The following is a 25402-nucleotide window of genomic DNA, read 5'->3' on the forward strand; positions in this document are numbered from 1 at the left end:
CCAGCCGGCGCGCTGCTTCGATGAGGAGGCGCATATGCAAAACCGTCCTACGGAACAGCAGCAGGAATTGCACAACCGTTTGGCTGCATTGCAGGAGCAGCACCAGCAGCTCGCTCGGGAGATCGAGCTGAAGGAAGGACACTCCGACATCGACGACATCACGTTGCACCGCCTGAAGAAGGAAAAGCTGGCGGCCAAGGACAAAATCATTTTGCTGCAATCGCAGCTGGAACCGGATAAGCGCGCCTGAGCGCGGCCTGGCAAGCGCCGGCGCCGCCCGGGCGCTGGACACAGGAACGCTTGCCTTGAATTCACCGCTTGAAGCCACCCCCGATGCCCGGCGCGACGTGTCGCCCGCCGGGCGCGCTCGTGCGCCCGAAGGCACCTTCGAGCTGAGCCGCAAGCGCGTCGACGAACTCGACACGATCTTTGGCGAAGGCGGATTGCTGGCGCGTGCGCTCGACGGCTATCGGCCACGGACGTCGCAGATCGAGATGGCGCGCGCCGTCGCGTCCGCGATGGAAGCGTCCGCGCGCCGGATGCCCGAACCCGAGATCTTCGAAACCCGCAAGCGGCCGGCGCGTCGCCTCGGCGACGGCGACAAATCGGCCGAGCCGGGCGCGGACGCTGCTGCAGCAGAACCCGATAGCGACGCAGGCGACAACACGCTGATCGTCGAGGCCGGCACGGGTACCGGCAAGACCTATGCGTATCTCGTGCCCGCGATGCTGTGGGGCGGCAAGGTGATCGTGTCGACCGGCACGAAGCACCTGCAGGACCAGTTGTTCGCGCGCGACATCCCGACCGTGCGCAACGCACTCGCGGTGCCGGTGTCGGTCGCGATGCTGAAGGGGCGTGCAAACTACCTGTGCCACTACTACCTGCAACGCACGGCCGACAACGGCCGGTTGCCGTCGCGGCAGGATACGGCCTACCTGCAGGAAATCGTCCGTTTCGCGAAGATCACGAAGAGCGGCGACAAGGCCGAGCTCGCGAGCGTGCCGGAAACGGCGCCCGTGTGGTCGATGGTTACGTCGACGCGCGACAACTGCCTCGGCCAGGAATGCCCGCATTACAAGGACTGCTTCGTGATGCAGGCGCGGCGCGAGGCGCAGCAGGCCGACGTCGTCGTCGTCAACCACCACCTGTTCTTCGCGGACATCATGCTGCGCGATACCGGGATGGCCGAGTTGCTGCCGAACGCGAACACGGTCATCTTCGACGAAGCGCACCAGTTGCCGGAAACGGCGACGCTGTTCTTCGGCGAGACGCTGTCGACGACCCAGATTCTCGAGCTCGCCCGCGACACGGTGGCGGAAGGCCTGAGCTATGCACGCGACGCGGTCGAGTGGGTGAAGCTCGGCGGCGATCTCGAGCGCGCGGCGCGCGACTTGCGCCTTGCGTTCGCGAACGACCAGATCGTCCGCATGTCGCTCGCCCAGCTCGGCGACGATCACCCGATGTTCGGCGCGCTCGACGCGCTCGAAGCTGCGCTCGATGCGCTGGCGTCGGCACTTGCAAGCCAGGCCGAACGGGCGGAATCGCTCGGCGCGTGCCTGCGGCGCGCACGCGAGCTGCAGGACCTGCTGGCCGGCTGGGTCGCGCCCGGCGCGACGGAAGCGGCCGCGAAGGCCGATGCGGCGGCCGCCGGCGACAAGGCGGCAGCCGACGGCGATCCGAACGAGAAGGTGCGCTGGGTCGAAGTATTCGCGCATACCGTCCAGCTGCACGAAACGCCGCTGTCGGTCGCGCCGATCTTTGCCAAGCAGCGCGCGGGCGTGCCGCGTGCGTGGGTGTTCACGTCGGCCACGCTGTCGGTGCGCGGCGATTTCACGCACTACGCGGCTCAGATGGGCCTCAGCTCGCGTCGCTCGATGACGCTCGCGAGCCCGTTCGACTACCAGTCGCAAGGGCTGCTGTACGTGCCGCGCAACCTGCCGCAACCGTCTTCGCCGGCGTTTACCGATGCCGTCTTCGATGCCGCGCTGCCGGCGATCGAGGCGTCCGGTGGCGGCGTGTTCATGCTGTGCACGACGCTGCGCGCGGTCGACCGGATCGCGTCGAAGCTGCGCGACGTGATCGAGTCGCGCGGCTGGACCACGCCGCTGCTTGTGCAGGGCGATGCAAGCCGCACCGAGCTGCTCGATCGTTTCCGTGCGTACGGCAACGCGATTCTGGTCGGCAGCCAGAGTTTCTGGGAAGGCGTCGACGTGCGCGGCGACGCGCTGTCGCTCGTCGTGATCGACAAGCTGCCGTTCGCGCCGCCGGACGATCCGGTGCTGGCCGCGCGGCTCGACGCGCTGACGAAGAAGGGGTTGAGCCCGTTCGCCGTGCACCAGTTGCCGCAGGCCGTGATCACGCTGAAGCAGGGCGCGGGCCGGCTGATTCGCGCGGAGACGGATCGCGGCGTGCTGATGATCTGCGACACGCGGCTCGTCGACAAGCCCTACGGGCGCCGGATCTGGCAGAGCCTGCCGCCGTTCAAGCGCACCCGCGAGATCGCGGTCGTCCAGGACTTCTTCGACGAGCAACGATCGGCAAAGCGCACGTGACGGCGCGCGCGGCAGTCGTCGCGCGATCGCACCGGCGCCGCCTGAATGCGGCGCCCATAAAAAAACCCGGCTCGATGGCCGGGTTTTTTGTTCGTGCAGCGGGCGCTGCACGGTGCTTTCGTCAGAACTGCCACCACGACTTCTTCGTGCCGGGGCGCGAATGGCCCGTGACGTACGGGCTGTCGGGGAACGTGCCTGCGAGCACGCGCTTCGTGTCCTCGGCGAGTTGCGGCTGGTTCAGCTTGCCGTACGACAGGATCATGATGTGCAGCGCGTCCTCGATCGCCGGGGCGCCCTTGTAGTCCTTGATCGCGAGCTGAGCACGGTTGATGGCTGCGACGTAGGCGCCGCGCCGGTAGTAGTAGTCGGCAGCGTGCACTTCGTGCGACGCGAGCGCATTGACGATGTAGCGCATCCGTGCGGCGGCGTCGGGTGCGTACTTGCTCTTCGGGAAACGATCGACGACGACCTTGAACGCATCGTACGATTCGCGCAGTGCCTGCGGATCGCGCTCGCTCATGTCCTGGCCGGAGAAGCGCCCGAACAGGCCGAGATCGTCGTTGAAGTGGATCATCCCCTTCAGGTAGTACGCGTACGGGATATCCGGATGATCGGGGTGGAGCTGGATGAAGCGATCGACGGCCTGGTCGGCAGCGGCCGCTTCGTTATCCTTCCAGTTGCAGTATGCAACGTTGATCTGCGCCTGTTGCGCGAAATGGCCGAACGGATCGCGGCCTTGCAGCGATTCGAAATATTTCGCGCACTTGCCCCAGTCGCCGCCGGACAGCGCGTCCTGGGCCTCTGAGTATAATTTGTTGTTCGACCAGGTAGCCGTCTCGTCCTGCTTCTGCGGCAAGCCGTGGCAGCCGGCGATGAGGGCCGCGGCCGCTACCGCCGCAGCCCGGGCGGCGACGGTTCTGGCCGTGCGTTTGGTCGAATTCATCATGCTCGCATGTCCTAGCTTCAAGTCTCGGTGACCCAGTCTAAATGACCCGTTCAAGTTCGCAGAATGCCCAGCCGGGCACACCAAATCGCGAAGATTATAGCCCAAGCGATCGGCCCGCCGACGCTGCCTCGGGGGATTCCCTCGATGACGATCTGGCCGGCGACGCAATGCAAGCGCCTGTCGTGCCGTCCGCGGCGGTCGATGAAGCGCCTCGCGTCGTCGAAGTGCCGCTGTCGCTCGCGGGTGAGCGCCTCGACAAGGCGCTCGCCCAGCTGTTCCCCGAATTCTCGCGCAGCCGCCTGCAGAGCTGGATCGAGGCGCAGCGCGTGCTGGTCGACGGCGCGCCCGCGAAGATCCGCCAGCCGGTGCCGCTCGGCGCGAAGATCGAGCTCGTGCCCGACCTGCTCCCCGAGCAGCTCGCGTTCACGCCGGAGCCCGTGCCGCTCGACGTGATCTACGAGGACGACGCGCTCGTCGTCATCAACAAGCCGGCCGGCCTCGTCGTGCATCCGGCCGCCGGCAACTGGAGCGGCACGCTCCTCAACGGGCTGCTGCATCGCTATGGCGACGCGGCGGCCGGCCTGCCGCGCGCAGGGATCGTCCACCGGCTCGACAAGGAGACGTCGGGCCTGATGGTGGTCGCGCGCACGCTGGCCGCGCAGACGGACCTCGTGCGCCAGTTGCAGGCCCGCACGGTGAAGCGCCGCTATTTCGCGCTCGTGTGGGGCACGATGCCCGAGGAAGGCACGATCGACGCGCCCATCGGTCGCGATCCGCGCGAACGCACGCGCATGGCCGTCGTCACGGGCGCATCCGGCAAGCCTGCCCGCACGCATTTCCGCACGGTTGACACATGTCTGTGGCAACGTCAGCCGGTTTCGGCGATCCAGTGCGATCTCGAGACCGGTCGCACGCATCAGATCCGCGTGCACTGCGCGCACGCGGGGCACCCGTTGCTCGGCGATCCGGTGTACGGCCGCGCGCGCGGCAAGCGTTCGGTCACGCCGCTGCCGGACGGGTTCGCACGACAGGCGCTGCATGCGTGGCGGCTCGGTCTCGTGCACCCGGTCACGGGCAAGGCGATGCAATGGCGCTGTCCGCTGCCGGACGACCTGAACGCACTCGTCGCGGCGCTCGGCTTCGGGCAGGGCGACGAGGAATTCGACGACGATGACGGTGTCTACGACGATGACGATTTCGGCGGCGAGTATCAGGATGACGAGCCGTACCTGGACGATGAGGAGGAGTGAGTGCCGATGACGAACCTGGCGCCGTTGACGTGGCAGGACTGCGTACAGCCCGACTGGCAGGTGTCGCCGCGCGTGCGCGCGCTGATCACGACGCGTGACGGCGGGGAGAGCGAAGGCCCGTACGGGCGCTGGCAGGGCGGTGATGCGCTGCCGGGCGGGATGAATCTCGGCCTGCATACCGGTGACGATCCGGCCCATGTCGCCGGGAATCGCGCGCGCTTGCTCGCGCTGGCCGGCCAGTCGAACGCTGCGTGGCTCGAGCAGGTTCACGGCGCGCAGATCGTGCGTGCGGACGAGGTGATTGCGGCGGCGCCTGCGGCTGCGGCGCCGGTGCAGGCCGACGCGAGTGTCACCGACCGGGCGGGTGCCGTCTGCGTCGTGATGGTCGCGGATTGCCTGCCCGTGCTGCTGTGCGACTCGCAGGGCCGTGCAGTCGGCGCCGCGCATGCAGGCTGGCGCGGGCTGGCGGCCGGCATCGTCGAGCAGACCGCGGCGCGCGTCGCGGCACTGGCCGGCGGTGCGACGGATGCGCTTCATGCGTACCTCGGGCCGGCGATCGGCCCGCAGGCGTTCGAGGTGGGTGCCGACGTGCGCGACGCGTTTCTCGACACGGCCCCGCAGTCGGAGCATGATGAAACCCGGCTGGCGTTCGTCGCGATCGATGGCGCGCCGGGCAAGTTTCTCGCCGATCTCTATGCGCTCGCGCGCCTGCGTCTCGCGCGTGCGGGTGTTGCGCACGTGAGTGGCGGGGCGGCCTGTACGGTCACCGAACAGGATCGCTTCTATTCGTACCGGCGCGATCGCGTGACGGGCCGCATGGCGGCGGCGATCTGGCTGGCTGATTGACGGAAGGCGCATGCGCGTGGAGTTTGCTGCGCCGCAAAATCGGGTTATCTTGATATTTCGGCGGCCATGCCGCGTTGCATGCGCGACTGAATGAATAATCGCGAAGTCAAGTCAATCAAAATGTTTTATGTTTCGCCGGAACCCTTGTCCCGTCTGTTGCGCGAGGATTATCTCCGTACGGAAATGTTCAGTGGTTTGACATGGCGCTTCACATGGGGAAAACGATAATGATAAAAATACCGCACTGCGGCAGAATCTGGAGACGCCTCTCCAGAGCATGACGGCCCGGCTCGCAGCCGGCACGCCGCGCGCGAGCAGGATTTCACGATAGACGCTCACGAATCACCGGTAAGGCAGGTAATGACAGCATCGAAAAAATCGTCGACGTCCGCTCAGGCGGGCACTTCCACGGGCAGCATTGGTTTCGATCCGGCCGCCCAGCCGATGCAGCAGATGTTCGAGTCGTGGTTGAACGCGTGGCGCGGTTTTGCAGATCCGGCACGCGCCGCGACTGCATCGGCCACCGTGAATCCGTTCGCGACATTCCAGTTTCCGACATCGTTTCCGTTCCAGATGCCGTCGATGCCCGATTTCGGCGCGATGGCGTCGCCGTTCGCCGGGCTGAAGCTGCCGGCCGCCGCGATTCCGCCCGAGCGGCTGCAGGCGTTGCAGGCCGATTACGCGCGTGACTGCATGGCGCTGATGCAGCAGGCCACCGCCGCGAAGCTCGAGTCGCCCGAACTGAAGGACCGCCGCTTCAGCGGCGATGCATGGAAGGCGTCGCCGGCGCATGCGTTCGCGGCGGCCTGGTATCTGCTCAACGCGCGCTATCTGCAGGAACTGGCCGACGCGCTCCAGGCCGATCCGAAGACGCGCGAGCGCATTCGTTTCACGGTCCAGCAATGGACGGCCGCGGCCGCGCCGAGCAACTTCCTCGCACTCAATCCCGACGCACAGAAATCGATCCTCGAAACGCAGGGCGAAAGCCTGCGGCAAGGGATGATGAACCTGCTCGGCGACATGCAGCGCGGCAAAATTTCGCAGACCGACGAATCGCAGTTCGTGGTCGGCAAGAACCTCGGGTGTACTGAAGGTGCGGTCGTCTACGAGAACGACCTGATCCAGCTGATCCAGTACACGCCGAAGACGGACAAGGTGTTCGAGCGGCCGCTGCTGATCGTGCCGCCTTGCATCAACAAGTTCTACATCCTCGACCTGCAGCCCGAGAATTCGCTCGTCGCGCATGCGCTGTCGAACGGCCATCAGGTGTTCCTCGTGTCGTGGCGCAATGCGGACGCATCGGTCGCGCACAAGACGTGGGACGACTACATGAACGAAGGGCTGCTCGCGGCGATCGACGCCGTGCAGCAGGTCAGCGGCCGCGAGCAGATCAACACGCTCGGCTTCTGCGTCGGCGGCACGATGCTCGCGACCGCGCTCGCGGTGCTCGCCGCGCGCGGCGAACATCCGGCTGCGTCGATGACGCTGCTCACCGCGATGCTCGACTTCACCGACACCGGCATTCTCGACGTGTTCGTCGACGAGTCGCACGTGCAGATGCGCGAGCAGACGATCGGCGGCAAGAACGGGTCGCAGCCGGGGCTGATGCGCGGCGTCGAATTTGCGAACACGTTCTCGTTCCTGCGGCCGAACGACCTCGTGTGGAACTACGTCGTCGACAACTACCTGAAGGGCCGTACGCCGGCGCCGTTCGACCTGCTGTACTGGAACAGCGATTCGACGAGCCTGCCGGGCCCGATGTACGCGTGGTACCTGCGCAATACCTATCTCGAGAACAAGCTGCGCGAGCCGGGCGCGCTGACCGTGTGCGGCGAATCGGTCGACCTGACGCTGATCGACGTGCCGACCTTCATCTACGGCTCGCGCGAGGATCACATCGTGCCCTGGCAGACGGCCTATGCATCCACGTCGATCCTGTCGGGCCCGCTGAAGTTCGTGCTCGGCGCGTCGGGGCACATCGCAGGCGTGATCAATCCGCCGGCGAAGAAGAAGCGCAGCTACTGGGTCAACGACAGCGACCTGCCCGAATCGGCGGACGACTGGTTCGCCGGTGCGGCCGAGCAGCCGGGCAGCTGGTGGACGACCTGGGTCGAATGGCTCGACCAGTACGGCGGCCGCAAGGTGGCGCCGCCTGCCCAGCCTGGTGCCGCGCAGTTCCCGGTGATCGAGCCGGCGCCGGGGCGCTACGTGTTGCAGCGCGATTGACGAAAACCGGACAGCGGCGCACGCTGTCCGGTGCACCGCAGTTTTTTAACAGGGCCGGTAGCGATGCGCCGTGTCGTGCGGGCCTGGAGGAAAGGGAAATGACGGACGTAGTGATCGTATCGGCCGCGCGGACCGCGGTCGGCAAATTCGGCGGTTCGCTTGCGAAGATTGCGGCGCCCGAGCTGGGCGCGACGGTGATCCGCGCGGTGCTGGAGCGTGCGGGCGTGAAGCCCGATCAGGTCAGCGAAGTGATCATGGGCCAGGTGCTGACGGCCGGCTCCGGGCAGAATCCGGCGCGCCAGTCGCTGATCAAGGCCGGCCTGCCGAGCGCAGTGCCGGGGATGACGATCAACAAGGTGTGCGGCTCGGGCCTGAAGGCCGTGATGCTGGCGGCGAACGCGATCGTCGCGGGCGACGCGGAGATCGTGATCGCGGGCGGCCAGGAGAACATGAGCGCGTCGCCGCACGTGCTGCCGGGCTCGCGCGACGGGTTCCGGATGGGCGACGCGAAGCTGATCGACACGATGATCGTCGACGGCCTGTGGGACGTGTACAACCAGTACCACATGGGCATCACGGCGGAGAACGTCGCGAAGGAATACGGGATCACGCGCGAAGAGCAGGATGCATTCGCGGCGCTGTCGCAGAACAAGGCGGAAGCCGCGCAGAAGGCCGGTCGCTTCGACGACGAAATCGTGCCGGTGGCGATTCCGCAACGCAAGGGCGAGCCGCTGCAGTTCGCCACCGATGAATTCGTGCGTCACGGCGTGACGGCGGAATCGCTGGCCGGGCTGAAGCCGGCGTTCTCGAAGGACGGCTCGGTGACGGCGGCGAACGCGTCGGGTCTGAACGACGGTGCGGCGGCGGTGCTGGTGATGTCGGCGCAGAAGGCGGCGGCACTCGGCCTGACGCCGCTGGCGCGGATCAAGGCGTACGCGAATGCGGGCGTGGATCCGAGCGTGATGGGGATGGGCCCGGTGCCGGCATCGCGCCGGTGCCTGGAGCGCGCGGGCTGGACGCCGGGCGACCTGGACCTGATGGAGATCAACGAGGCGTTCGCGGCGCAGGCGCTGGCGGTGCACAAGCAGATGGGCTGGGACACGTCGAAGGTGAACGTGAACGGCGGGGCGATCGCGATCGGCCACCCGATCGGCGCGTCGGGCTGCCGGATCCTGGTGACGCTGCTGCACGAGATGGCCAAGCGCGATGCGAAGCGCGGGCTGGCGTCGCTGTGCATCGGCGGCGGGATGGGCGTCGCGCTCGCAGTCGAGCGTCCGTAACCGGCCGCTCGTCAGCGGCCGTTCGCGGCCAGCGAACCGAATCCGTGTGCCGGCCGATTGCGGCTTCGGCCGGCGTCACGTGAAGTCAGAGGGGGCCTCCGGCAGCTCTCGAAACCAAAAAATGGAGTGAGATTTATGTCTCAGCGAATTGCGTACGTAACGGGCGGGATGGGCGGCATCGGCACCAGCATCTGCCAGCGCCTGTTGAAAGACGGCTTCAAGGTGGTCGCAGGTTGCGGCCCGAACTCGCCGCGCCGGGTGAAATGGCTCGAGGACCAGAAGGCGCTCGGGTACGATTTCATCGCGTCGGAAGGCAACGTCGGCGACTGGGACTCGACCAAGGAAGCGTTCGACAAGGTCAAGGCCGAAGTCGGCGAGATCGACGTGCTGGTCAACAATGCGGGCATCACGCGCGACGTCGTGTTCCGCAAGATGACGCACGAAGACTGGACGGCCGTGATCGACACCAACCTGACGAGCCTGTTCAACGTGACGAAGCAGGTGATCGACGGGATGGTCGAACGCGGCTGGGGCCGGATCGTCAACATTTCGTCGGTGAACGGCCAGAAGGGGCAGTTCGGCCAGACCAACTACTCGACCGCGAAGGCCGGTATCCACGGCTTCACGATGTCGCTCGCACAGGAAGTCGCGACGAAGGGCGTGACGGTCAACACCGTGTCGCCGGGCTACATCGGCACCGACATGGTGAAGGCGATTCGCCCGGACGTGCTCGAGAAGATCGTCGCGACGATCCCGGTGCGGCGTCTCGGCGGGCCGGAGGAAATCGGTTCGATCGTCGCGTGGCTCGCGTCGAACGATTCCGGTTTCGCGACGGGCGCCGACTTCTCGCTGAACGGCGGCCTGCACATGGGCTGAGCGTCCGCGCTGCGCGGGCCGGGTGGCCGCGCAGCCGGGCGTTTTCCGAAGGCCCCCGCCTCCCGGATTCGGGCGGCGGGGATTCGTCACTTCCGCTACGCTGCACTCAAAGGCGTTACATGACTACTACAAAGAAGACGGCCGAACGGCTCATCAAGAAGTACCCGAACCGTCGGCTCTACGATACCGAGACAAGCACGTACATTACGCTGACCGACGTGAAGCAACTCGTGCTGGAGCAGGAGGATTTCAAGGTCGTCGATGCGAAATCCAACGAAGACCTGACGCGCAGCATCCTTCTGCAGATCATCCTCGAAGAGGAAAGCGGCGGCGTGCCGATGTTCTCGTCGTCGATGCTGTCGCAGATCATCCGTTTCTACGGGCATGCGATGCAGGGCATGATGGGTACGTACCTGGAAAAGAACATCCAGGCGTTCATCGACATCCAGAACAAGCTCGCGGATCAGTCGAAGAACCTGTACGAAGGCAATGCGATGAATCCGGAAGTCTGGTCGCAGTTCATGAACATGCAGGCGCCGATGATGCAAGGGATGATGACCAGCTACATCGAGCAGTCGAAGAACATGTTCGTGCAGATGCAGGAGCAGATGCAGAACCAGGCGAAGTCGATGTTCAGCACGTTCCCGTTCAAGCAGCCGGGCGCGTCGGAGCCGGAGAAGAAGTAACGGTTTCGCGGCAGGCCGACCGCGGCGGGCAATCCGTCGGGCGTCGGTGCCGCGAAGCAGCGCGGTGCGGTGCGGCCGATCGTGCATTCGAGCGCGACGATGTGCGGCTGCCGCCTGCCGGACCCTCTCGCCGACGGTCGTTCATGACCGTCGGTATCGAATGCGCGCGCCGGGTTCGGGCGTGCATGACCGTTGTCCAGTCGATCGAGATCCAGTCAGTTACGCAGGAACACCGGGGCGCACTACGCCTGATGGTGTGCGTTCGCGCAGACGCGCGTACCATGAGCGGCGCTGCGCGGTGGAGCTGCCTTCGGCGAAATGCGATACCGGCGCCCGGGCACGGCAGCCCGTGATGGGCGATGCCGTTTCGATGCAGTGCGACCAAGAAAAACCGACTGAGAGAGAGCATGCGTGGAATTCGAATGGCATCGGCCGGCAGGCTGGCAGGCCTTGCTTCGATGTTCATGATGGGTGTTGGCGTGGCGGTACCGGCGTTGGCGATGGATTGCGCGAAAGCCGTCCAGCCGATCGAGAAGCGCATCTGCGCGAGTTCCGTGCTGCGCGCGGCCGACGCGCGCATGAATTCGGCGTACGCGGGCGCGCTGAAGGCCGCACCGGACACGGCTATCCGCGACATGCTGGTGCGCAGCCAGCGCCGCTGGATCGACGCGCGCAACAACCGTCTCGGCGCCGATTACGAAGGGCGCCCGCTGGCCGTCGACGAAGTGCGCAAGGCACTCGATCGGCGCACCGCGGTGCTGGCCGATCAATCGAACAAAGGGTTGATCGCGCGTGCGCAGGCCGAGCGCCAGTGGCTCGCGAAATACACGGGCGGCCCGCTCACCGGTTTCGATGCAAACTGCGATTTCATTCCCGACGATGCGAGTGGCGCGCACGTTTCCTACGCGTGTTTCGGCGCGGTCCATGTACAGCATCGCGCGCGGGTCTGCAGCCAGAGCGAGGACTGGGCGACCGGTGCGGTTTATCAGTACCGGTCGGTGAGCACGGCCGATGGCGGGAAGGTGCGGCCCGTGGCGTTCTGCGAAGCGCAGGCGCATGGGAGTGCGTGCGACAACGGTGGAGCGCAATCGGCGTGGATGCGTGCGGGGACGTCCGGTGGCGATAACCACGCGTCGGCGCCGGTGGCCGGGTTGCCGCAACTCGATGCGGAAATGTGGCCGATCGGGGATGGGGATGATGCCGTGTGGTTCGATCGGTGCCTGAAGGCGTCGGTGTTTCCGGACATGCGGTGAAGCGCCGTGTCCAGAGTTTCAGCAAGGCCCGCCTCGGCGGGCTTTTTTGTTTCGTCTGCACGCGTCGAGTGCCTTGGATGTCGATCGATTGATCGTGTCGATGCCGGGCGCGAGAGGGCAAGACGATTCGCGATGCTCGACGGCAGGCAACCGCACAGCGGCGAAGCGGGGCGGACGGTATAGTCGGATCCCCGCAACTCCCGAATGTCGCTCATGGGACACAACTCGCTGCGCGTCGTCGTGATCGGTGGTGGCATCGTCGGTGCATCCACCGCATGGCATCTTGCGCGATCGGGCGCACAGGTCACGCTGCTGGAGCAGCAGACGGCGGCCGCAGGCGGCGCGACTCACTGGTCGTTCGGCTGGGTGGGTACCGGCAGTGCGTTTCCTTCCGAAGACCCGTCCAGATTCTCTCGCACGCTCGGAGCGCTCCCGGAGTTCGCGAGGCTCGAGCGTGAACTGGGCCCGTTGCCGGTGACGACGCGCGGAGCGCTTGTCTGGCTGGACACGGACACGCAGACGGCTGCCTTGATCGACGAGCAGCGCGCGGCGGGTGTGCAAATGGAAGCGTTGGGGCGTCGAGAGGTCGCCCGGATGGAGCCGCGTCTTGCACGGCTTCCCGAGTTGATCGCGTGGGCGCCGGACGATTTCGTGGTCGAGCCGGTCGACTTGACGCATCAATTGCTGGCCGGTGCGCAAGCCGCCGGCGCGCAGATCCGGTGCGGTTGTGCAGTCGAAGCGGTCGAAACGCGTAACGGACGCGCTGTCGGTGTACATACCGCGCATGGGCATGTGCCGGCGGATGTCGTTGTTCTGGCGAATGCAGCTTCTGCGGTTGCCATTGCGGCAGGCTTGGGTGTGTCGTTGCCGGTTCGCGAGGAGCCGGCCGTGTTGATGCGTTTCGCGGCCGAGCCGGGGCTGATCAGCCACTTGCTCTACGGGCAGGATCTTGAAGTGCGGGTCGGCCCGTCGGGCAGCCTGCTGTCGGCCGCGGATCCTCCGGAGGAGGGAGGCAACGGGCTGGCAGCGCTCGCTGCGCGTACGGCCTCGGAAATTTCGGCCTTGTTTGTCGATCCGCCGACCCTCACGCCGCTCTCCGCGAAATCGGCGCTTCGACCGATGACGAACGACGGGGCGCCGATCAACGGTTTCCTGGCGGGTGTCGCAGGTGTCTATGCCGTTGTCGGTCACCCCGGCGTGATTCTGGCGCCTCAGCTTGGCCGATTGGCCGCGAGCGCGATCATGGGTGCGTAACGCGTCTCGTCGTGCGTCAGTGCGCCGAATCGAAATCCTGCTCGCCGTCCGGCGGAGGCAGGTCGAGAACGAGCTTGACCGCGCTGTAGTTGGCCTTGAGCGAAAACACGCGGCCGATCACGAAAAACGTCTGGCGCGAATTCTCGAGTTCGACGAAGTCGCCCGGTTGCGGCACGTGTGCGCCCTGGTCATACGAAAAGCTGGTGCTGGTCTGCTCGCCGATGGCTTCCGCTGCGTGTTCGGTGAATTCGATCGTGATGTGGGTGGTCATGCGAACCCCGTTGGGTCGATTGAAAAGGATGGACGCCTGGATTTTCGCATAGTGGGTAGCGGTGCCGGGGCGATTCTTGCTCGCTGAGGGGCGGTGGGGGCAGAACCACGACACGGCTTCGCGCGAAATGAAGGGGCATATCAAATCCGGCGCGACAGCACACCCGGAGCGGGCCGGGCATTCGAGCGGGCGGTCCGCATCGTCGTCCACCGCTCGTTTTTGGATCGCCGGACACTAAATCGCTGTAAACTCACGCTTTTGCTGCCACGCCCCCACATTCCAGATGTCCCAATCCCCCAAAGTAGGGTTCGTATCCCTCGGGTGCCCGAAGGCGCTCGTCGACTCCGAACAGATCATCACGCAACTGCGCGCCGAAGGTTATGAAATCTCCGGCACCTACGACGGTGCCGACCTCGTCGTCGTGAACACCTGCGGCTTCATCGACGAAGCCGTGCAGGAAAGCCTCGACGCGATCGGCGAAGCGCTGACCGAGAACGGCAAGGTGATCGTCACCGGCTGTCTCGGCGCCAAGTCGAGCGCCAGCGGCTCGAACCTGATCGAGGAAGTCCACCCGAAGGTGCTCGCCGTCACCGGCCCGCACGCGGTGGGCGAAGTGATGCAGGCCGTGCATTCGCACCTGCCGAAGCCGCACGACCCGTTCACCGATCTCGTGCCCGCCGCCGGCATCAAGCTCACGCCGCGCCACTACGCGTACCTGAAGATTTCGGAAGGCTGTAACCACCGCTGCACGTTCTGCATCATCCCGTCGATGCGCGGCGACCTCGTGTCGCGCCCGGTCGCCGAAGTGATGCTGGAAGCCGAGAACCTGTTCAAGGCGGGCGTGAAGGAACTGCTCGTGATCTCGCAGGACACGAGCGCGTACGGCGTCGACGTGAAGTACCGCACGGGCTTCTGGAACGGCAAGCCGATCAAGACGCGCATGACGGACCTGGTCGCCGCGCTCGGCGAACTCGCCGCGCAGTACGGCGCATGGGTGCGCCTGCACTACGTGTATCCGTATCCGAGCGTCGACGAAGTGATTCCGCTGATGGCCGAAGGCCCGTTCAAGGGCCACGTGCTGCCGTACCTCGACGTGCCGTTCCAGCACGCGCACCCGGAAGTGCTGAAGCGCATGAAGCGCCCGGCGAACGCCGAGAAGGTGCTCGAGCGCGTACAGAAGTGGCGCGAGATCTGCCCGGACCTGACGATCCGCAGCACGTTCATTGCAGGCTTCCCCGGCGAGACGGAAGAGCAGTTCGAGACGCTGCTCGACTTCATCCGCGAGGCGGAACTCGATCGCGTCGGCTGCTTTGCTTACTCGCCGGTCGAAGGCGCAACCGCGAACGAACTCGACGGCGCGCTGCCGGACGAGGTTCGCGAAGAGCGCCGCGCGCGCTTCATGGAAGTCGCCGAAGAAGTGTCGGCGAACCGTATCCAGCGCAAGGTCGGCAAGACCCTCAAGGTGCTGATCGACGAAGTCAGCGAGGAAGGCGGGATCGGCCGCACGGCGGCCGATGCGCCGGAGATCGATGGCGTCGTCTATGTCGAGCCGGCAGCGAAGGCATCGAAGCGCTACAAGGTCGGCGATTTCGTGTCCGTGAAGATCACGGGCGCCGACGGCCACGATCTGTGGGGCGAGGTGTAATCGATGACCGCGGCATTTCCGGAGATCCTCGCGCTCGGCGAGGCGATGATCGAGTTCAACCAGTCGCAGCCGGGCCGGCCTGAATTCCTGCAAGGCTTCGGCGGCGACACGTCGAACTTCTGCATCGCCGCGGCGCGCCAGGGCGCGTCGACGGGCTTCGTGTCGGCGATCGGCGACGATCCGTTCGGCCGCCTGCTCGCCGACATGTGGCGAGCGGAACACGTCGATGCGACGTACGTGCGGATCGACCGCGCGGCGCCGACCGGCGTGTATTTCGTCACGCACGGCGCCGACGGCCACCAGTTCGACTACCTGCGTGCAGGCTCGGCGGCGAGCCGCTATGCAACAGGCGACCTGCCGCTCGACGCGCTGGCCGCCGCGAAGGCCGTACACCTGTCGGGCATCAGTCTCGCGATCAGCACGGCAGCGTGCGACGCAGCGTTCGCGGCGATCGACCATGCACGCCGCAACGGCGCGAAGGTCAGCTTCGACACGAACCTGCGGCTGAAGCTGTGGCCGCTGCCGCGCGCTCGCGCGGTGATGCGTGAGGCGCTGCGCCAGACGGATATCTGCCTGCCCAGCTGGGATGACGTGACGGCACTCACGGGCGCGAACGATCGCGATGCGATCGTCGATGCGATGCTCGAACACGGGCCGCAGGTCGTCGCGCTGAAGCTCGGCAAGGAAGGCGCCTATGTGGCGACGCCGAGCGAGCGGCGCGTCGTGCCCGGCTTCGCGGTGGAAGCCGTCGACGCGACGGGCGCGGGCGACTGCTTCGGCGGCGCCTTCGTCGCGCGGATCGTCGCGGGCGACGATCCGTTCGCAGCGGCGCGTTATGCGAACGCCGCCGCGGCGCTGTCGACGACGGGCTACGGCGCTGTCGCGCCGATTCCGCACCGCGATGCGGTGGAGCGCCTGATGCAAGGCTGACGTGCCATGCGCACGCCGGCCACGGTACCGCACGAACGATTCATTCGATCAGCAGGATGAGGAGGCGACATGCAACGTGAAGTGGTGGTGGTGAGCGGCGTGCGTACCGCGATCGGCGATTTCGGCGGCAGCCTGAAGGACATCGCACCGACCGCGCTCGGCGCGCAGGTCGTGCGCGAAGTGCTGCGGCGTGCGCAGGTGTCGGGCGACGAGGTCGGTCATGTGGTGTTCGGCAACGTCGTGCACACGGAGCCGAAGGACATGTATCTCGCGCGCGTCGCCGCGATCGACGGCGGCGTCGCGCAACATGCGCCGGCGCTCACGGTCAACCGGCTGTGCGGTTCGGGGCTGCAGGCGATCGTGTCGGCCGCGCAGGGCGTGCTGCTCGGCGACGCAGACATCGCGATCGCAGGCGGCGCGGAGAGCATGAGCCGCGCACCGTATTCGATCCCGGCTGCGCGGTTCGGGCAGCGGATGGGCGACATGCGGGCGGTCGACATGATGGTCGGCGCGCTGAACGATCCGTTCCAGACGATCCACATGGGCGTGACGGCCGAGAACGTCGCGGCGAAGTATGGCATTTCACGCGACGCGCAGGATGCGCTCGCGCTCGAATCGCACCGCCGCGCGTCGCATGCGGCGAAGGCCGGCTACTTCAAGGACCAGATCCTGCCGGTCGAACTGATCGGTTCCAAGAAGGGCACGCCGGTGGTGTTCGATCGCGACGAGCACGTGCGCCACGATGCGAGCCTCGAGGACTTCTCGAAGCTGCGGCCGGTCTTCGTGAAGGAAAACGGCACGGTGACGGCCGGCAATGCGTCGGGCATCAACGATGCGGCTGCTGCCGTGCTGCTGATGGAGCGCAGCGTTGCCGAGCAGCGCGGCGCGCAGCCGCTCGCGCGCCTCGTCGCGTATGCGCACGCGGGCGTCGATCCGGCCTACATGGGGATCGGCCCGGTGCCGGCGACACAGAAGGTGCTCGCGCGTGCGGGGCTGACGGTCGCCGACCTCGACGTGATCGAGGCAAACGAGGCGTTCGCCGCGCAGGCATGCGCGGTGACGCAGGAACTGGGTCTCGACCCGGCAAAGGTGAATCCAAACGGGTCCGGCATTTCGCTCGGCCACCCGATCGGCGCGACGGGCGCGCTGATCGCCGTCAAGGCGCTGTACGAGCTGCAGCGCGTCGGCGGCCGATACGCGCTCGTGACGATGTGCATCGGCGGCGGGCAGGGCATCGCCGCGATTTTCGAGCGAATCTGAAGCAAGGAGCAACACAAGGTGGGTCGATATTCGCAATGGCAACGGGCGCTCGTCGTCGCAGGTGCGCTGACGGCGGGCATGGCGATGCCGGGCGTGGTCGCGGCGCAGGCCGTCACGCCGGGCGTGCAGCAGGATGAACCGGCAACGGCGCGGCCGCTGAAGCCGAATCCCGAATTCGCCCGCCTGCCGCGCTACGAAGGCACGCTCGGCGACCGGCCGATCGTCGTGCATCTCGGCCCGAAGACGGACGAGGAAGGCGTACACGGCGAATACCAGTTCGCCGATACGGGCGAGGTCGTGCTGCTCGCAGGCGACCGCGACGGCGACACGCTCGAAATCGAGGAATCGAACGACGGCACGAACATCACGGGCGTGTGGGTCGGGCGGTTCGACGCGACGGGCGACCTGAAGGCCGACCGGATGAATTCGGACGAGTCGGACCCGCAGCCCGTCGTGCTGCGTCTCGCGCCGGGCAAGCGCGCAGCGCTGCAGGTGCGCGACGGCCGCGTGCAGGAAATCGAGACGGTGGGCGGCGTCGTCAACCTGCGCACCGACGACTGAACCCGCGCTGGCTCGGTGCGCGCGGCGCGCATTGTACCGGGCCAATTGCGCCGATTTTGGCTAATCTAGCTGCATATTCCGCAACCGAACGGCCTCGTGCCCGGCTTCCTGTCATGACTGCATCCACTCCCAAGCGCGCACTGCAAACCCGCATCGTTCAACCCGACGACGTGATCCCGGAAGGCTTCCGTTCGTTCGTGCCGCCGGTTGCGCGCGCATCGACGGTCGTATTCCCCGATCTCGCGACGATGCGTGCGCTCGTCTGGCACAACGACAACCAGTGGCGCTACGGGCTGCATGCGACGCCGACGTCGCTCGCGCTCGCGCAGCGGCTCGCCGAGATCGAGGGCGGCACGCACGCACTGCTGCAGCCGTCGGGTCTCGCGGCGATCATGAACGTCTACTTCGGGATCGTGAAAGCCGGTGACGACGTGCTGATTCCGCACAACGTGTACGGGCCGAACGCCGATTTCGGCAACTGGCTCGCGAAGGATTTCGGCATCACCGCGCGCTTCTACGATCCGCTGATCGGCGCCGGCATCGCCGACCTGATCCAGCCGAATACGCGGTTGATCTGGATCGAGGCGCCCGGCTCGGTGACGATGGAAGTGCCGGACGTGCAGGCGATCGCGGCAGCCGCGAACGCACGTGGCGTCGTTACCGCGATCGACAACACCTTTTCGGCCGGGCTTGCGTTCAAGCCGTTCGAACACGGCGTCGACATCTCGGTGCAGGCGCTGACCAAGTACCAGTCGGGCGGCAGCGACGTGCTGATGGGCGCGACGATCACCGCGAATGCGGAACTGCACGCGAAGCTGAAGCTCGCGCGGATGCGCTGCGGCGTCGGTGTGTCGGTCGACGATTGCTCGCTCGTGCTGCGCAGCCTGCCGAGCATGCAGGTGCGCTTCGACGCGCACAGCAAGAGCGCGCTTGCGCTCGCGCAATGGCTGAAGGCGCGGCCGGAGATCGCATCGGTACTGCACCCGCAGATTGCCGATTGCCCGGGGCATGCGTCGTTCATGCGCGATTTCACCGGCGCGGGCGGGTTGTTCTCGGTGGTGTTCGACGAACGCTACAGCGCGGAGCAGGTCGATCGCTTCGTCGAGTCGCTCGACCTGTTTGCAATCGGCTGGAGCTGGGGCGGCGCGTGCAGTCTCGCGATGCCTTACGACGTCGCGTCGATGCGTCCGGACTGGCCGCATCGCGGCACGCTGGTGCGTTTCTACGTCGGCCTGGAAGACGAAGCCGACCTGCGCGCGGACATCGAGCGCGCGATGCAGGGCGCACTGGGCTGATCGCCAGCCGATTACGTCCGTCAGAAAAACAAAAAGCCGGCGCGATGCAACATCGCGCCGGCTTTTTTATTTGACCTGCGGCGGGATCAGAACAGGCGCAGCAGCCCGTCGAGGCCGACGTGATCGAACGCGACCGTCGCCGCGTCGCGCACGACGGGCTTCGCGTGGTACGCGACCGACAGGCCGGCTTCGGCCATCATCTTCAGGTCGTTCGACCCGTCGCCCATCGCGATCGCGCGGCTCGGCTCGAGGCCGAGCGACGCGCACGTGTCGCGCAGCAGGCGCGCCTTCACGTCGGCGTTGACGATCTCGCCGAGCACCTTGCCGGTCAGCTTGCCGTCGACGATCTCGAGCGTGTTCGCATGCGCGTAGTCGAGGCCGAGGCGCGCCTTCAGCCGCTCGGTGAAGAACGTGAAGCCGCCCGACACGAGCAGCGTCTTCATCCCCGCGGCCTTCACGCCGGCGAGCATCTTCTCGGCGCCCGGCGACAGTTGCAGCCGTTCCTCGTACACGCGCTCGAGCGCGTGCGCGTCGAGCCCGGCCAACAGTGCGACGCGGCGCGTAAGGCTTTCGTTGAAGTCGCGGATCTCGCCGCGCATCGACGCTTCGGTGATCTCGGCGACCTGCGTTTTCAGGCCGCAGAAATCGGCGATCTCGTCGATGCACTCGATCGTGATCAGCGTCGAATCCATGTCCATCACGGCGAGCCCGAAATCGCCGAGCGAGAGGCCGGCCTCGACGAACGCGAAGTCGAGCGCGTGCGTGCCGCAGTACGCGTCGATGTCGAGGCGCTGCGCCGGGTTCGCGTTGTCGATCCGCAGCGCGTGATCGTCGGTCTGAACGATGCGGGTGCCGCGCGACAGCGCGAGCAGCGGTTTGTGATGGGCGTCCGACAGCGGCGCAAGACTCTGGATGACGAGGTTGTGGGTCATGACGGGATGGTTGGGAAGCGAATGAAATGCGTAGGCGGCCAACGGGCAGCCGCCTGCCGATGCGGGCCCCGTCCGGCGTCGGGCCCTTGCTTGGCGAACGCGCCATTGTAGCCGGTTGGCCGCGCGCGGCGGTCGGGGGCGGATCGAAACCGTGCGCTGCGCCGCGGCTATCGCCCGTCCGCGCGATCCCAGTACGGCGGATCGCCGAAATGCTCGGCCATGAATGCGATGAAGGCGAGCGTCTTCAGCGGCACATGCGCGCGGCTCGGGTAGACGGCCCAGATCGCGATGTCTTCCGCGAACGGATAGTCGTCGAGCACCGTGACGAGCGCGCCGCTCGCGAGCAGCGGGCCGACATCCCAGGTGGACTTGATCGCGATGCCGAAGCCGTCGACCAGCGCTTCGCGGATCGCCTCGCCGTTGCTCGCGACGAGCCGCCCGCCGACCCGCACGGTAAGCGGGCCTTGCGGCGTGGCGAACGACCAGTCGCGCTGGTCGCCGAGGATCACGCATTCGTGCTGCGCGAGGTCGGCCGGATGGCGTGGCGTGCCGTGTTCGGCGAGATAGGCGGGCGAGCAGCACAGCACGCGGCGGTTCACGGCGAGCTTGCGCGCGACGAGCGTCGAGTCCTTCAGCGCGCCGAGGCGGATCGCGACGTCGTAACCGTCGTCGACGAGGTCGACGATCTCGTCCGACAGCCGCAGGTCGAGCGACACGGACGGATAGCGGCGCAGGAACGCGGGAATCACCGGCGCGACATGCTGGCGGCCGAACGACGACGACATCGACACTTTCAGCCGCCCGTACGGCTCGGTGCGGCCGTGGCCGACCGAGGCGCGCGCAGCGTCCGCGGCCGACAGCAGCGTGTCGGCGTGCGCCATGAAGACTTCACCGTCCTGCGTGAGGCTGATGCGGCGCGTGGTGCGGTGCAGCAGCCGCGCACCGAGCTGGCGCTCGAGCTGCGCGATGCGCGCGCTCGCGACCGCGGCCGACACGCCGAATTCCCGGCCGGCCGCGGTGACGTTCGCGAGCAGCGCCGCACGCACGAACAGCGCGACGTCGAGCAGGTCGAGCGGCTTGTCGGGGGCCGGAATCGGATCGGAAGCCATTATTCTGAAATTCCTGAAAATGTTTCAGGAAATATAGCGGTTTTCTCGAATGATCGGGTTGCCTACGATGACGGTCATGGGGCTGCGCCGCGGCCCACAGGTTTCCCTGAAGGAGTTTCGTGATGAAAGCCGTTGGACTGACCCGTTATCTGCCGATCGACGACCCGCAAGCCTTGCTCGACGTGGAGCTGCCGCAGCCCGTGCCGGGCCCGCGCGACCTGCTCGTGAAGGTCGAGGCGATTTCCGTGAACCCGGTGGACTTCAAGGTGCGCGCGCCGAAGCCGCAGGTCGAAGACACGCCGCGCGTGCTCGGCTGGGATGCGGCCGGCACGGTGGTCGCGGTCGGCGCCGACGTCACGCTGTTCCGGCCCGGCGACGAAGTGTTCTACGCAGGCAGCATCACGCGGCCGGGCGCGAACAGCGAATTCCATACGGTCGACGAGCGGATCGCCGCGCTGAAGCCGCGCACGCTCGATTTCGCCGCATCCGCTGCGTTGCCGCTCACCGCGCTGACCGCGTGGGAAGCGTTGTTCGACCGGTTGCACGTATCGCCGCAGGGTGCGGACGCCGGCAAGTCGGTGCTGATCATCGGCGGCGCGGGCGGAGTGGGCTCGATCGCGATCCAGCTCGCGAAGACGCTCGGCAAGCTGCACGTGATCGCGACCGCGTCGCGGCCGGCCTCGGCCGAGTGGGTGCGCGCGCTGGGCGCGGACGCGGTGGTCGACCATTTCGGCGACCTGCCTGCGCAGTTGCGCGAAGCCGGCCATCCGAACGTCGACTACGTGCTGATTTTCAACGATACGGATCGTCACTTTCCTGCCGCTGCGGAAATAATCCGGCCGCAGGGCGGCATCTGCACGATCGTCGAGAACGACAAGCCGGTGCCGGTCGAGCTGCTGAAGGCGAAGAGTGCCGCGTTTCACTGGGAATTCATGTTCACGCGTGCAATGTTCGAGACGCCGGACATGATCGAGCAGCACCGGATCCTCGGCGAAGTCGCGCGGCTCGTCGACGGCGGCACGCTGCGCACGACGCTTGGCGAACAGCTCGGCACGATCAATGCGGCGAACGTGCGGCGCGCGCACCAGTTGCTCGAGGCCGGGCGCGCGATCGGCAAGCTCGTGCTGAGCGGCTTCTGAGCCGGCATCGCGCGTAAGGTTGAGGCGCCGCGAACGCAAGCGGGGTAACACCCGATGCGTTTGCGGCACATTGCATGCCGCTTGGCGGTAGACTGGCAGCGCATCATGCATCGAAAACCGCGCGGCACGCGCGTGCCGCCGCATACCAAGGAGGTCAGCATGAGCCAACGCAGCTTGTCAGTCGCCGCATCGTGGTCGGTCGTGTTCGCGGCGGCGTGCGTCAGCGCGAGCGTATTCGCGGCGCCGCCGGTCAAGGGCAGCCTGAAGGGCGGCGGTACCGGACAGCTCGAATACACCGTCAAGGTCGATTCGAAGACCTTCGGCAATACGCAGGAGACCCGCAAGATCCGCTCGGGCGAGACGGACGACTTCAACTGGAAGTCGGTGCCGCCGAGCGGTGCAGTCGCGATGCCCGACGGTTGCCCGAACGCCGACAGCCTGCCGCGCGACGAGAACGGCGCGATGGTGCGCCAGACCCAGGTGCGGCTCGCGCCGTCGATCGATGCGAAGGGGATCGCCAACGTGCAGATGAGCTTCCAGGCGGCCGCGCCGAAGGGCACACGCAGCGTGACGGCCGGCGGCAAGTCGCTGCAGTGCCCGGACGTGGTGTCGGTGAGCCAGGTGAAGTGGGTATCGATCCCGACCAACGGCGGGTCGAAATCCGTCACGATGAGCGACGGCTCGAAGGTGACGGTGTCGATCAAGCGCTGAGCGGCGCGCGCGGGCCGGCGTCGGAGCCGGTGCGCGCGCAACGGCTTCGACTCGCGCGACGGCCCGGCGCACGTGACCATTTCGTGTCGCCGTCACGGTGCTTTCCCGCGACCTGCTTCGCGGTAGCGTGCTGCTTCAGCGGCATGGCAACCGTTCGACGTGCGGCAACATCGCATGGCGACCTGCGTGACGTCATGCGCATGTCACGCTATGCTCGCCCGCATCATCACCTTCGTGTCACGACATCCCGATGAAATACCGAATGCGCGCGTTGCTGTGCGCCATTGCGTTCGTCGCCGCGCACGCGCACGCGGCGGACGATTGCGGTTTCGTGAAAAAGGTCGAGCTGCCGTCGCGGCAGCAGGTGGCAGTCGTGTCGAGCGGCGCGCTCGAACCGTGCTCGACCGGCAGCTACGCGGTGCGCGTGTATTCGACCGCGCATGCCGCCCCCGGCTTCGATACCGACGATTACGTGACGGGCGCGCTGCATGCGCGTGACGGTACGGTCACCGATGCGTTCACGGCCGACCTCGGCGCACGGGCGCCGCAGGCGCTCGTCGTGACGACGCGCTCGGCCGGCAGCGGCGGCTATGTCGGCGCGCAGGCCTATGTGACGACGCCGCGCGCAGTGCGGCTCGTCGCGTCGGTCGACGGGCTCGCGCCGGACGCGGACATCGCGGCCGCGTTGCGGCAGGCGATCGGCAAGCGCCGCAGCGCGCGCTGACCGGCGAACCGCGCGCACCGTTGCATGGTGGCGCCGCGCGTCAGTGCGCGCGTTCTTCGAGCCGCGACGCGAGAAAGCGGTGATCGGCCGAGAACAGCCGGCGATAGGTCATCAGCACCGCGCCAACGGTGCCGAGTGCGGAGGCCGCGGCGATCAGGAACATGATCACGATCTGGTAGCGCACGGCCTGCAACGGCGACTGGCCGGCCAGCACCTGGCCCGTCATCATCCCCGGCAGGCTCACGACGCCGACGACGGCCATCTGGTTCAGCGTCGGCAGCATGCCCGCGCGCACGGCCTGGCGCGCAGCGTCCTGCGCGGCTTCCCAGCGCGTCGCGCCGAGCGCGAGCGCGGTTTCGACGCGGTCGCGGCGTGCCGTGAGTTCTTCCATCATCCGCTCGACACCGAGCGACACGCCTGTGAGCGTATTGCCGAGAATCATTCCGAGGATCGGAATCGCGTACTGCGGCGCGTACCACGGATGGATGCGGATCACGACGAACAGGCCGACCGCCGCGACGAACCAGCTGCTGAACCAGATCGACGCGATGCTGTCGATGCGCTGGCCGCGATACGTGCGCTTGCCGCGCCCGGCGCCGGCGAACCCGGCGATCAGCGTCATCAGCGCGGTGAGCGGCAGTACGACGTACCAGTGAGGATGGCCGAACACCCAGCCGAGCACGTAGCCGATCGCGAGCAACTGCACGACGGTGCGCACGGCCGCGAGCGCGAGCTTGCGGCCGAGGCCGAGCGACAAGGCCATCGAGATCGCGCCGTTGACCGCGACGAGCGCGGCGGCGATGCCGACGTCGACGAGGCTCAGGTCCTGCAGTACGGGGCTCATTGCGTTGCCTCCGTCGGGTTGGCCACGTGCACCACGCCGGCCTGCATCACGAGCCGCATCGTGCCGATCCGCGCCGCTTGGGCCGGATCGTGCGAGATCCACATGTACGCGCGGGCGTCGGGCGCCGTATCGAACCATGCGCCGACGAGCGCCTCGATCGCGCGCGCCGATTCGGGGTCGAGCGCGGACGTCGGCTCGTCGAGCAGCAGCACATCGGGATCGAGCTGCAGCACGCGCAGCAGCGCGGCGATCTGCGCTTCGCCGCCCGACAGGTCGCTCGCGCGCTTGTCGAGAAAGTCGGGGCCGCGGCCGGCCTGCGCGGCGAGGGCTTCGGCGCGCGAGCGATCGAACGCGACATCGCGGTAGATCGCCAGCGAATACGGGTAACGCAGTTGCGATTCGACGGTGCCGTCCATCTGCGCGGGGCGCTGGCGCACGTACGCGACGCTGCGCCGGTAATGCGGGATCGCGCTGCGCCGGATCCGTTTGCCGCGCCACAGGATGTGGCCGCCGTCGAGCGGATCGAGCAGTGCGAGCGCACGCAGCAGCACGCTCTTGCCCGACCCGGACGGCCCGGTGATAGCAATTCGCGATCCCGCCGCGAGGCTGAAATCGGTCGGGGCGAGCAGGGTCTTGCCGCTGCTGGCATCGCGCCGCGTGATGCGCTCTGCATCGATGAGGCCGGTGGGGGCTGTCATGTCACAAATGAAAAAAAGCGTTAATGGCGCCGAAACGTCACCATGGCGTGCGTCATAATACCGATTGAAAAGCCGCGGGTGTCGTGCGCCGTTCGTCCACGCAAGCGGCCCGGC

General features: G+C 66.9%; 24 protein-coding genes. 18 read left to right on the forward strand and 6 right to left on the reverse strand.

Features of this window, described 5'->3' with window-relative positions; all coding sequences use genetic code 11:
* Nucleotides 1-34 precede the first annotated feature (34 nt).
* Nucleotides 35-250 carry a YdcH family protein gene (locus BDI24065_RS07005; RefSeq protein ID WP_006755091.1) on the forward strand — a complete coding sequence of 72 codons (216 nt, stop codon included), beginning with the start codon at nt 35-37 and terminating at the stop codon, nt 248-250.
* A 55-nt stretch (nt 251-305) separates the two neighbouring features.
* Nucleotides 306-2552 (forward strand): ATP-dependent DNA helicase, encoded by a 2247-nt coding sequence (locus tag BDI24065_RS07010; RefSeq protein WP_175030588.1) that lies wholly within the window; start codon nt 306-308, stop codon nt 2550-2552.
* A 121-nt stretch (nt 2553-2673) separates the two neighbouring features.
* On the opposite strand, the gene BDI24065_RS07015 is transcribed toward BDI24065_RS07010, so the two are convergent.
* Nucleotides 2674-3498, reverse strand: a complete 825-nt coding sequence (locus BDI24065_RS07015; RefSeq protein ID WP_031402950.1) for an outer membrane protein assembly factor BamD — start codon at nt 3496-3498, stop codon at nt 2674-2676.
* A gap of 41 nt (nt 3499-3539) precedes the next feature.
* Between BDI24065_RS07015 and BDI24065_RS07020 the strand changes: the two genes are divergently transcribed.
* From BDI24065_RS07020 to BDI24065_RS07055, 8 genes are all read left to right on the forward strand, one after another.
* Complete coding sequence (locus BDI24065_RS07020) at nt 3540-4748, forward strand: RluA family pseudouridine synthase (protein ID WP_175030589.1); 1209 nt, start codon at nt 3540-3542, stop codon at nt 4746-4748.
* Between the two features lie 6 nt (nt 4749-4754).
* Nucleotides 4755-5594 carry a peptidoglycan editing factor PgeF gene (gene pgeF, locus BDI24065_RS07025; RefSeq protein ID WP_175030590.1) on the forward strand — a complete coding sequence of 280 codons (840 nt, stop codon included), beginning with the start codon at nt 4755-4757 and terminating at the stop codon, nt 5592-5594.
* Nucleotides 5595-5954: 360 nt separating this feature from the next.
* Nucleotides 5955-7820: a class I poly(R)-hydroxyalkanoic acid synthase gene (gene phaC, locus BDI24065_RS07030; protein WP_175030591.1), complete on the forward strand. Its 1866-nt coding sequence runs from the start codon at nt 5955-5957 to the stop codon at nt 7818-7820.
* A 98-nt stretch (nt 7821-7918) separates the two neighbouring features.
* Nucleotides 7919-9100 carry an acetyl-CoA C-acetyltransferase gene (locus BDI24065_RS07035; protein WP_175030592.1) on the forward strand — a complete coding sequence of 394 codons (1182 nt, stop codon included), beginning with the start codon at nt 7919-7921 and terminating at the stop codon, nt 9098-9100.
* A gap of 135 nt (nt 9101-9235) precedes the next feature.
* Nucleotides 9236-9976 carry a 3-ketoacyl-ACP reductase gene (locus tag BDI24065_RS07040; RefSeq protein ID WP_011352240.1) on the forward strand — a complete coding sequence of 247 codons (741 nt, stop codon included), beginning with the start codon at nt 9236-9238 and terminating at the stop codon, nt 9974-9976.
* Nucleotides 9977-10095: 119 nt separating this feature from the next.
* Nucleotides 10096-10662 carry a polyhydroxyalkanoate synthesis repressor PhaR gene (gene phaR / locus BDI24065_RS07045; RefSeq protein WP_006485265.1) on the forward strand — a complete coding sequence of 189 codons (567 nt, stop codon included), beginning with the start codon at nt 10096-10098 and terminating at the stop codon, nt 10660-10662.
* 407 nt (nt 10663-11069) lie between these two features.
* Nucleotides 11070-11915 carry a lysozyme inhibitor LprI family protein gene (locus tag BDI24065_RS07050; protein ID WP_175030593.1) on the forward strand — a complete coding sequence of 282 codons (846 nt, stop codon included), beginning with the start codon at nt 11070-11072 and terminating at the stop codon, nt 11913-11915.
* 213 nt (nt 11916-12128) lie between these two features.
* Complete coding sequence (locus BDI24065_RS07055; RefSeq protein WP_175030594.1) at nt 12129-13169, forward strand: NAD(P)/FAD-dependent oxidoreductase; 1041 nt, start codon at nt 12129-12131, stop codon at nt 13167-13169.
* 16 nt (nt 13170-13185) lie between these two features.
* Here BDI24065_RS07055 and BDI24065_RS07060 read toward each other — a convergent pair whose 3' ends face one another.
* Nucleotides 13186-13440: a hypothetical protein gene (locus tag BDI24065_RS07060; protein ID WP_175030595.1), complete on the reverse strand. Its 255-nt coding sequence runs from the start codon at nt 13438-13440 to the stop codon at nt 13186-13188.
* 283 nt (nt 13441-13723) lie between these two features.
* On the opposite strand from BDI24065_RS07060, the gene rimO reads away from it, so the two are divergent.
* The 5 genes from rimO (at nt 13724) to BDI24065_RS07085 (ending at nt 19131) form a co-directional block, all read left to right on the forward strand.
* Nucleotides 13724-15085 carry a 30S ribosomal protein S12 methylthiotransferase RimO gene (rimO, locus tag BDI24065_RS07065; RefSeq protein ID WP_175030596.1) on the forward strand — a complete coding sequence of 454 codons (1362 nt, stop codon included), beginning with the start codon at nt 13724-13726 and terminating at the stop codon, nt 15083-15085.
* 3 nt (nt 15086-15088) lie between these two features.
* On the forward strand, nt 15089-16015 hold the full coding sequence (locus tag BDI24065_RS07070; protein WP_175030597.1) for a sugar kinase: 927 nt from the start codon (nt 15089-15091) through the stop codon (nt 16013-16015).
* 69 nt (nt 16016-16084) lie between these two features.
* Nucleotides 16085-17275: a beta-ketothiolase BktB gene (gene bktB / locus BDI24065_RS07075; RefSeq protein ID WP_175030598.1), complete on the forward strand. Its 1191-nt coding sequence runs from the start codon at nt 16085-16087 to the stop codon at nt 17273-17275.
* An 18-nt stretch (nt 17276-17293) separates the two neighbouring features.
* Nucleotides 17294-17836, forward strand: coding sequence for a hypothetical protein (locus BDI24065_RS07080; protein WP_175030599.1), 543 nt, complete (start codon nt 17294-17296; stop codon nt 17834-17836).
* A 113-nt stretch (nt 17837-17949) separates the two neighbouring features.
* Complete coding sequence (locus tag BDI24065_RS07085) at nt 17950-19131, forward strand: cystathionine beta-lyase (RefSeq protein ID WP_175030600.1); 1182 nt, start codon at nt 17950-17952, stop codon at nt 19129-19131.
* A gap of 86 nt (nt 19132-19217) precedes the next feature.
* Here BDI24065_RS07085 and serB read toward each other — a convergent pair whose 3' ends face one another.
* Both serB and BDI24065_RS07095 read right to left on the reverse strand, forming a co-directional pair.
* Complete coding sequence (gene serB / locus BDI24065_RS07090; RefSeq protein WP_175030601.1) at nt 19218-20063, reverse strand: phosphoserine phosphatase SerB; 846 nt, start codon at nt 20061-20063, stop codon at nt 19218-19220.
* Nucleotides 20064-20230: 167 nt separating this feature from the next.
* The gene (locus BDI24065_RS07095; protein ID WP_175030602.1) at nt 20231-21172 is read right to left on the reverse strand and encodes a LysR family transcriptional regulator; all 942 of its coding nucleotides are present in this window, start codon (nt 21170-21172) and stop codon (nt 20231-20233) included.
* A 122-nt stretch (nt 21173-21294) separates the two neighbouring features.
* Here BDI24065_RS07095 and BDI24065_RS07100 point away from each other — a divergent pair, with 122 nt between their 5' ends.
* The 3 genes from BDI24065_RS07100 (at nt 21295) to BDI24065_RS07110 (ending at nt 23746) form a co-directional block, all read left to right on the forward strand.
* On the forward strand, nt 21295-22311 hold the full coding sequence (locus BDI24065_RS07100; protein ID WP_175030603.1) for a zinc-binding alcohol dehydrogenase family protein: 1017 nt from the start codon (nt 21295-21297) through the stop codon (nt 22309-22311).
* 159 nt (nt 22312-22470) lie between these two features.
* The gene (locus BDI24065_RS07105; RefSeq protein ID WP_011352224.1) at nt 22471-23022 is read left to right on the forward strand and encodes a DUF6013 family protein; all 552 of its coding nucleotides are present in this window, start codon (nt 22471-22473) and stop codon (nt 23020-23022) included.
* 250 nt (nt 23023-23272) lie between these two features.
* Nucleotides 23273-23746, forward strand: coding sequence for a PliI family lysozyme inhibitor of I-type lysozyme (locus BDI24065_RS07110; protein WP_175030604.1), 474 nt, complete (start codon nt 23273-23275; stop codon nt 23744-23746).
* Nucleotides 23747-23786: 40 nt separating this feature from the next.
* Here BDI24065_RS07110 and BDI24065_RS07115 read toward each other — a convergent pair whose 3' ends face one another.
* Both BDI24065_RS07115 and BDI24065_RS07120 read right to left on the reverse strand, forming a co-directional pair.
* Nucleotides 23787-24590 carry an ABC transporter permease gene (locus BDI24065_RS07115; protein ID WP_175030605.1) on the reverse strand — a complete coding sequence of 268 codons (804 nt, stop codon included), beginning with the start codon at nt 24588-24590 and terminating at the stop codon, nt 23787-23789.
* A complete protein-coding gene (locus tag BDI24065_RS07120; protein ID WP_175030606.1) occupies nt 24587-25288 on the reverse strand; it encodes an ABC transporter ATP-binding protein in 702 nt (233 codons plus the stop codon). The genes BDI24065_RS07115 and BDI24065_RS07120 overlap by 4 nt, the downstream gene beginning before the upstream one ends.
* Between the last annotated feature and the right edge of the window lie 114 nt (nt 25289-25402).

This window comes from Burkholderia lata, from assembly GCF_902499025.1.
In the GTDB taxonomy this organism is placed as follows: Bacteria; Pseudomonadota; Gammaproteobacteria; order Burkholderiales; family Burkholderiaceae; genus Burkholderia; species Burkholderia lata_C.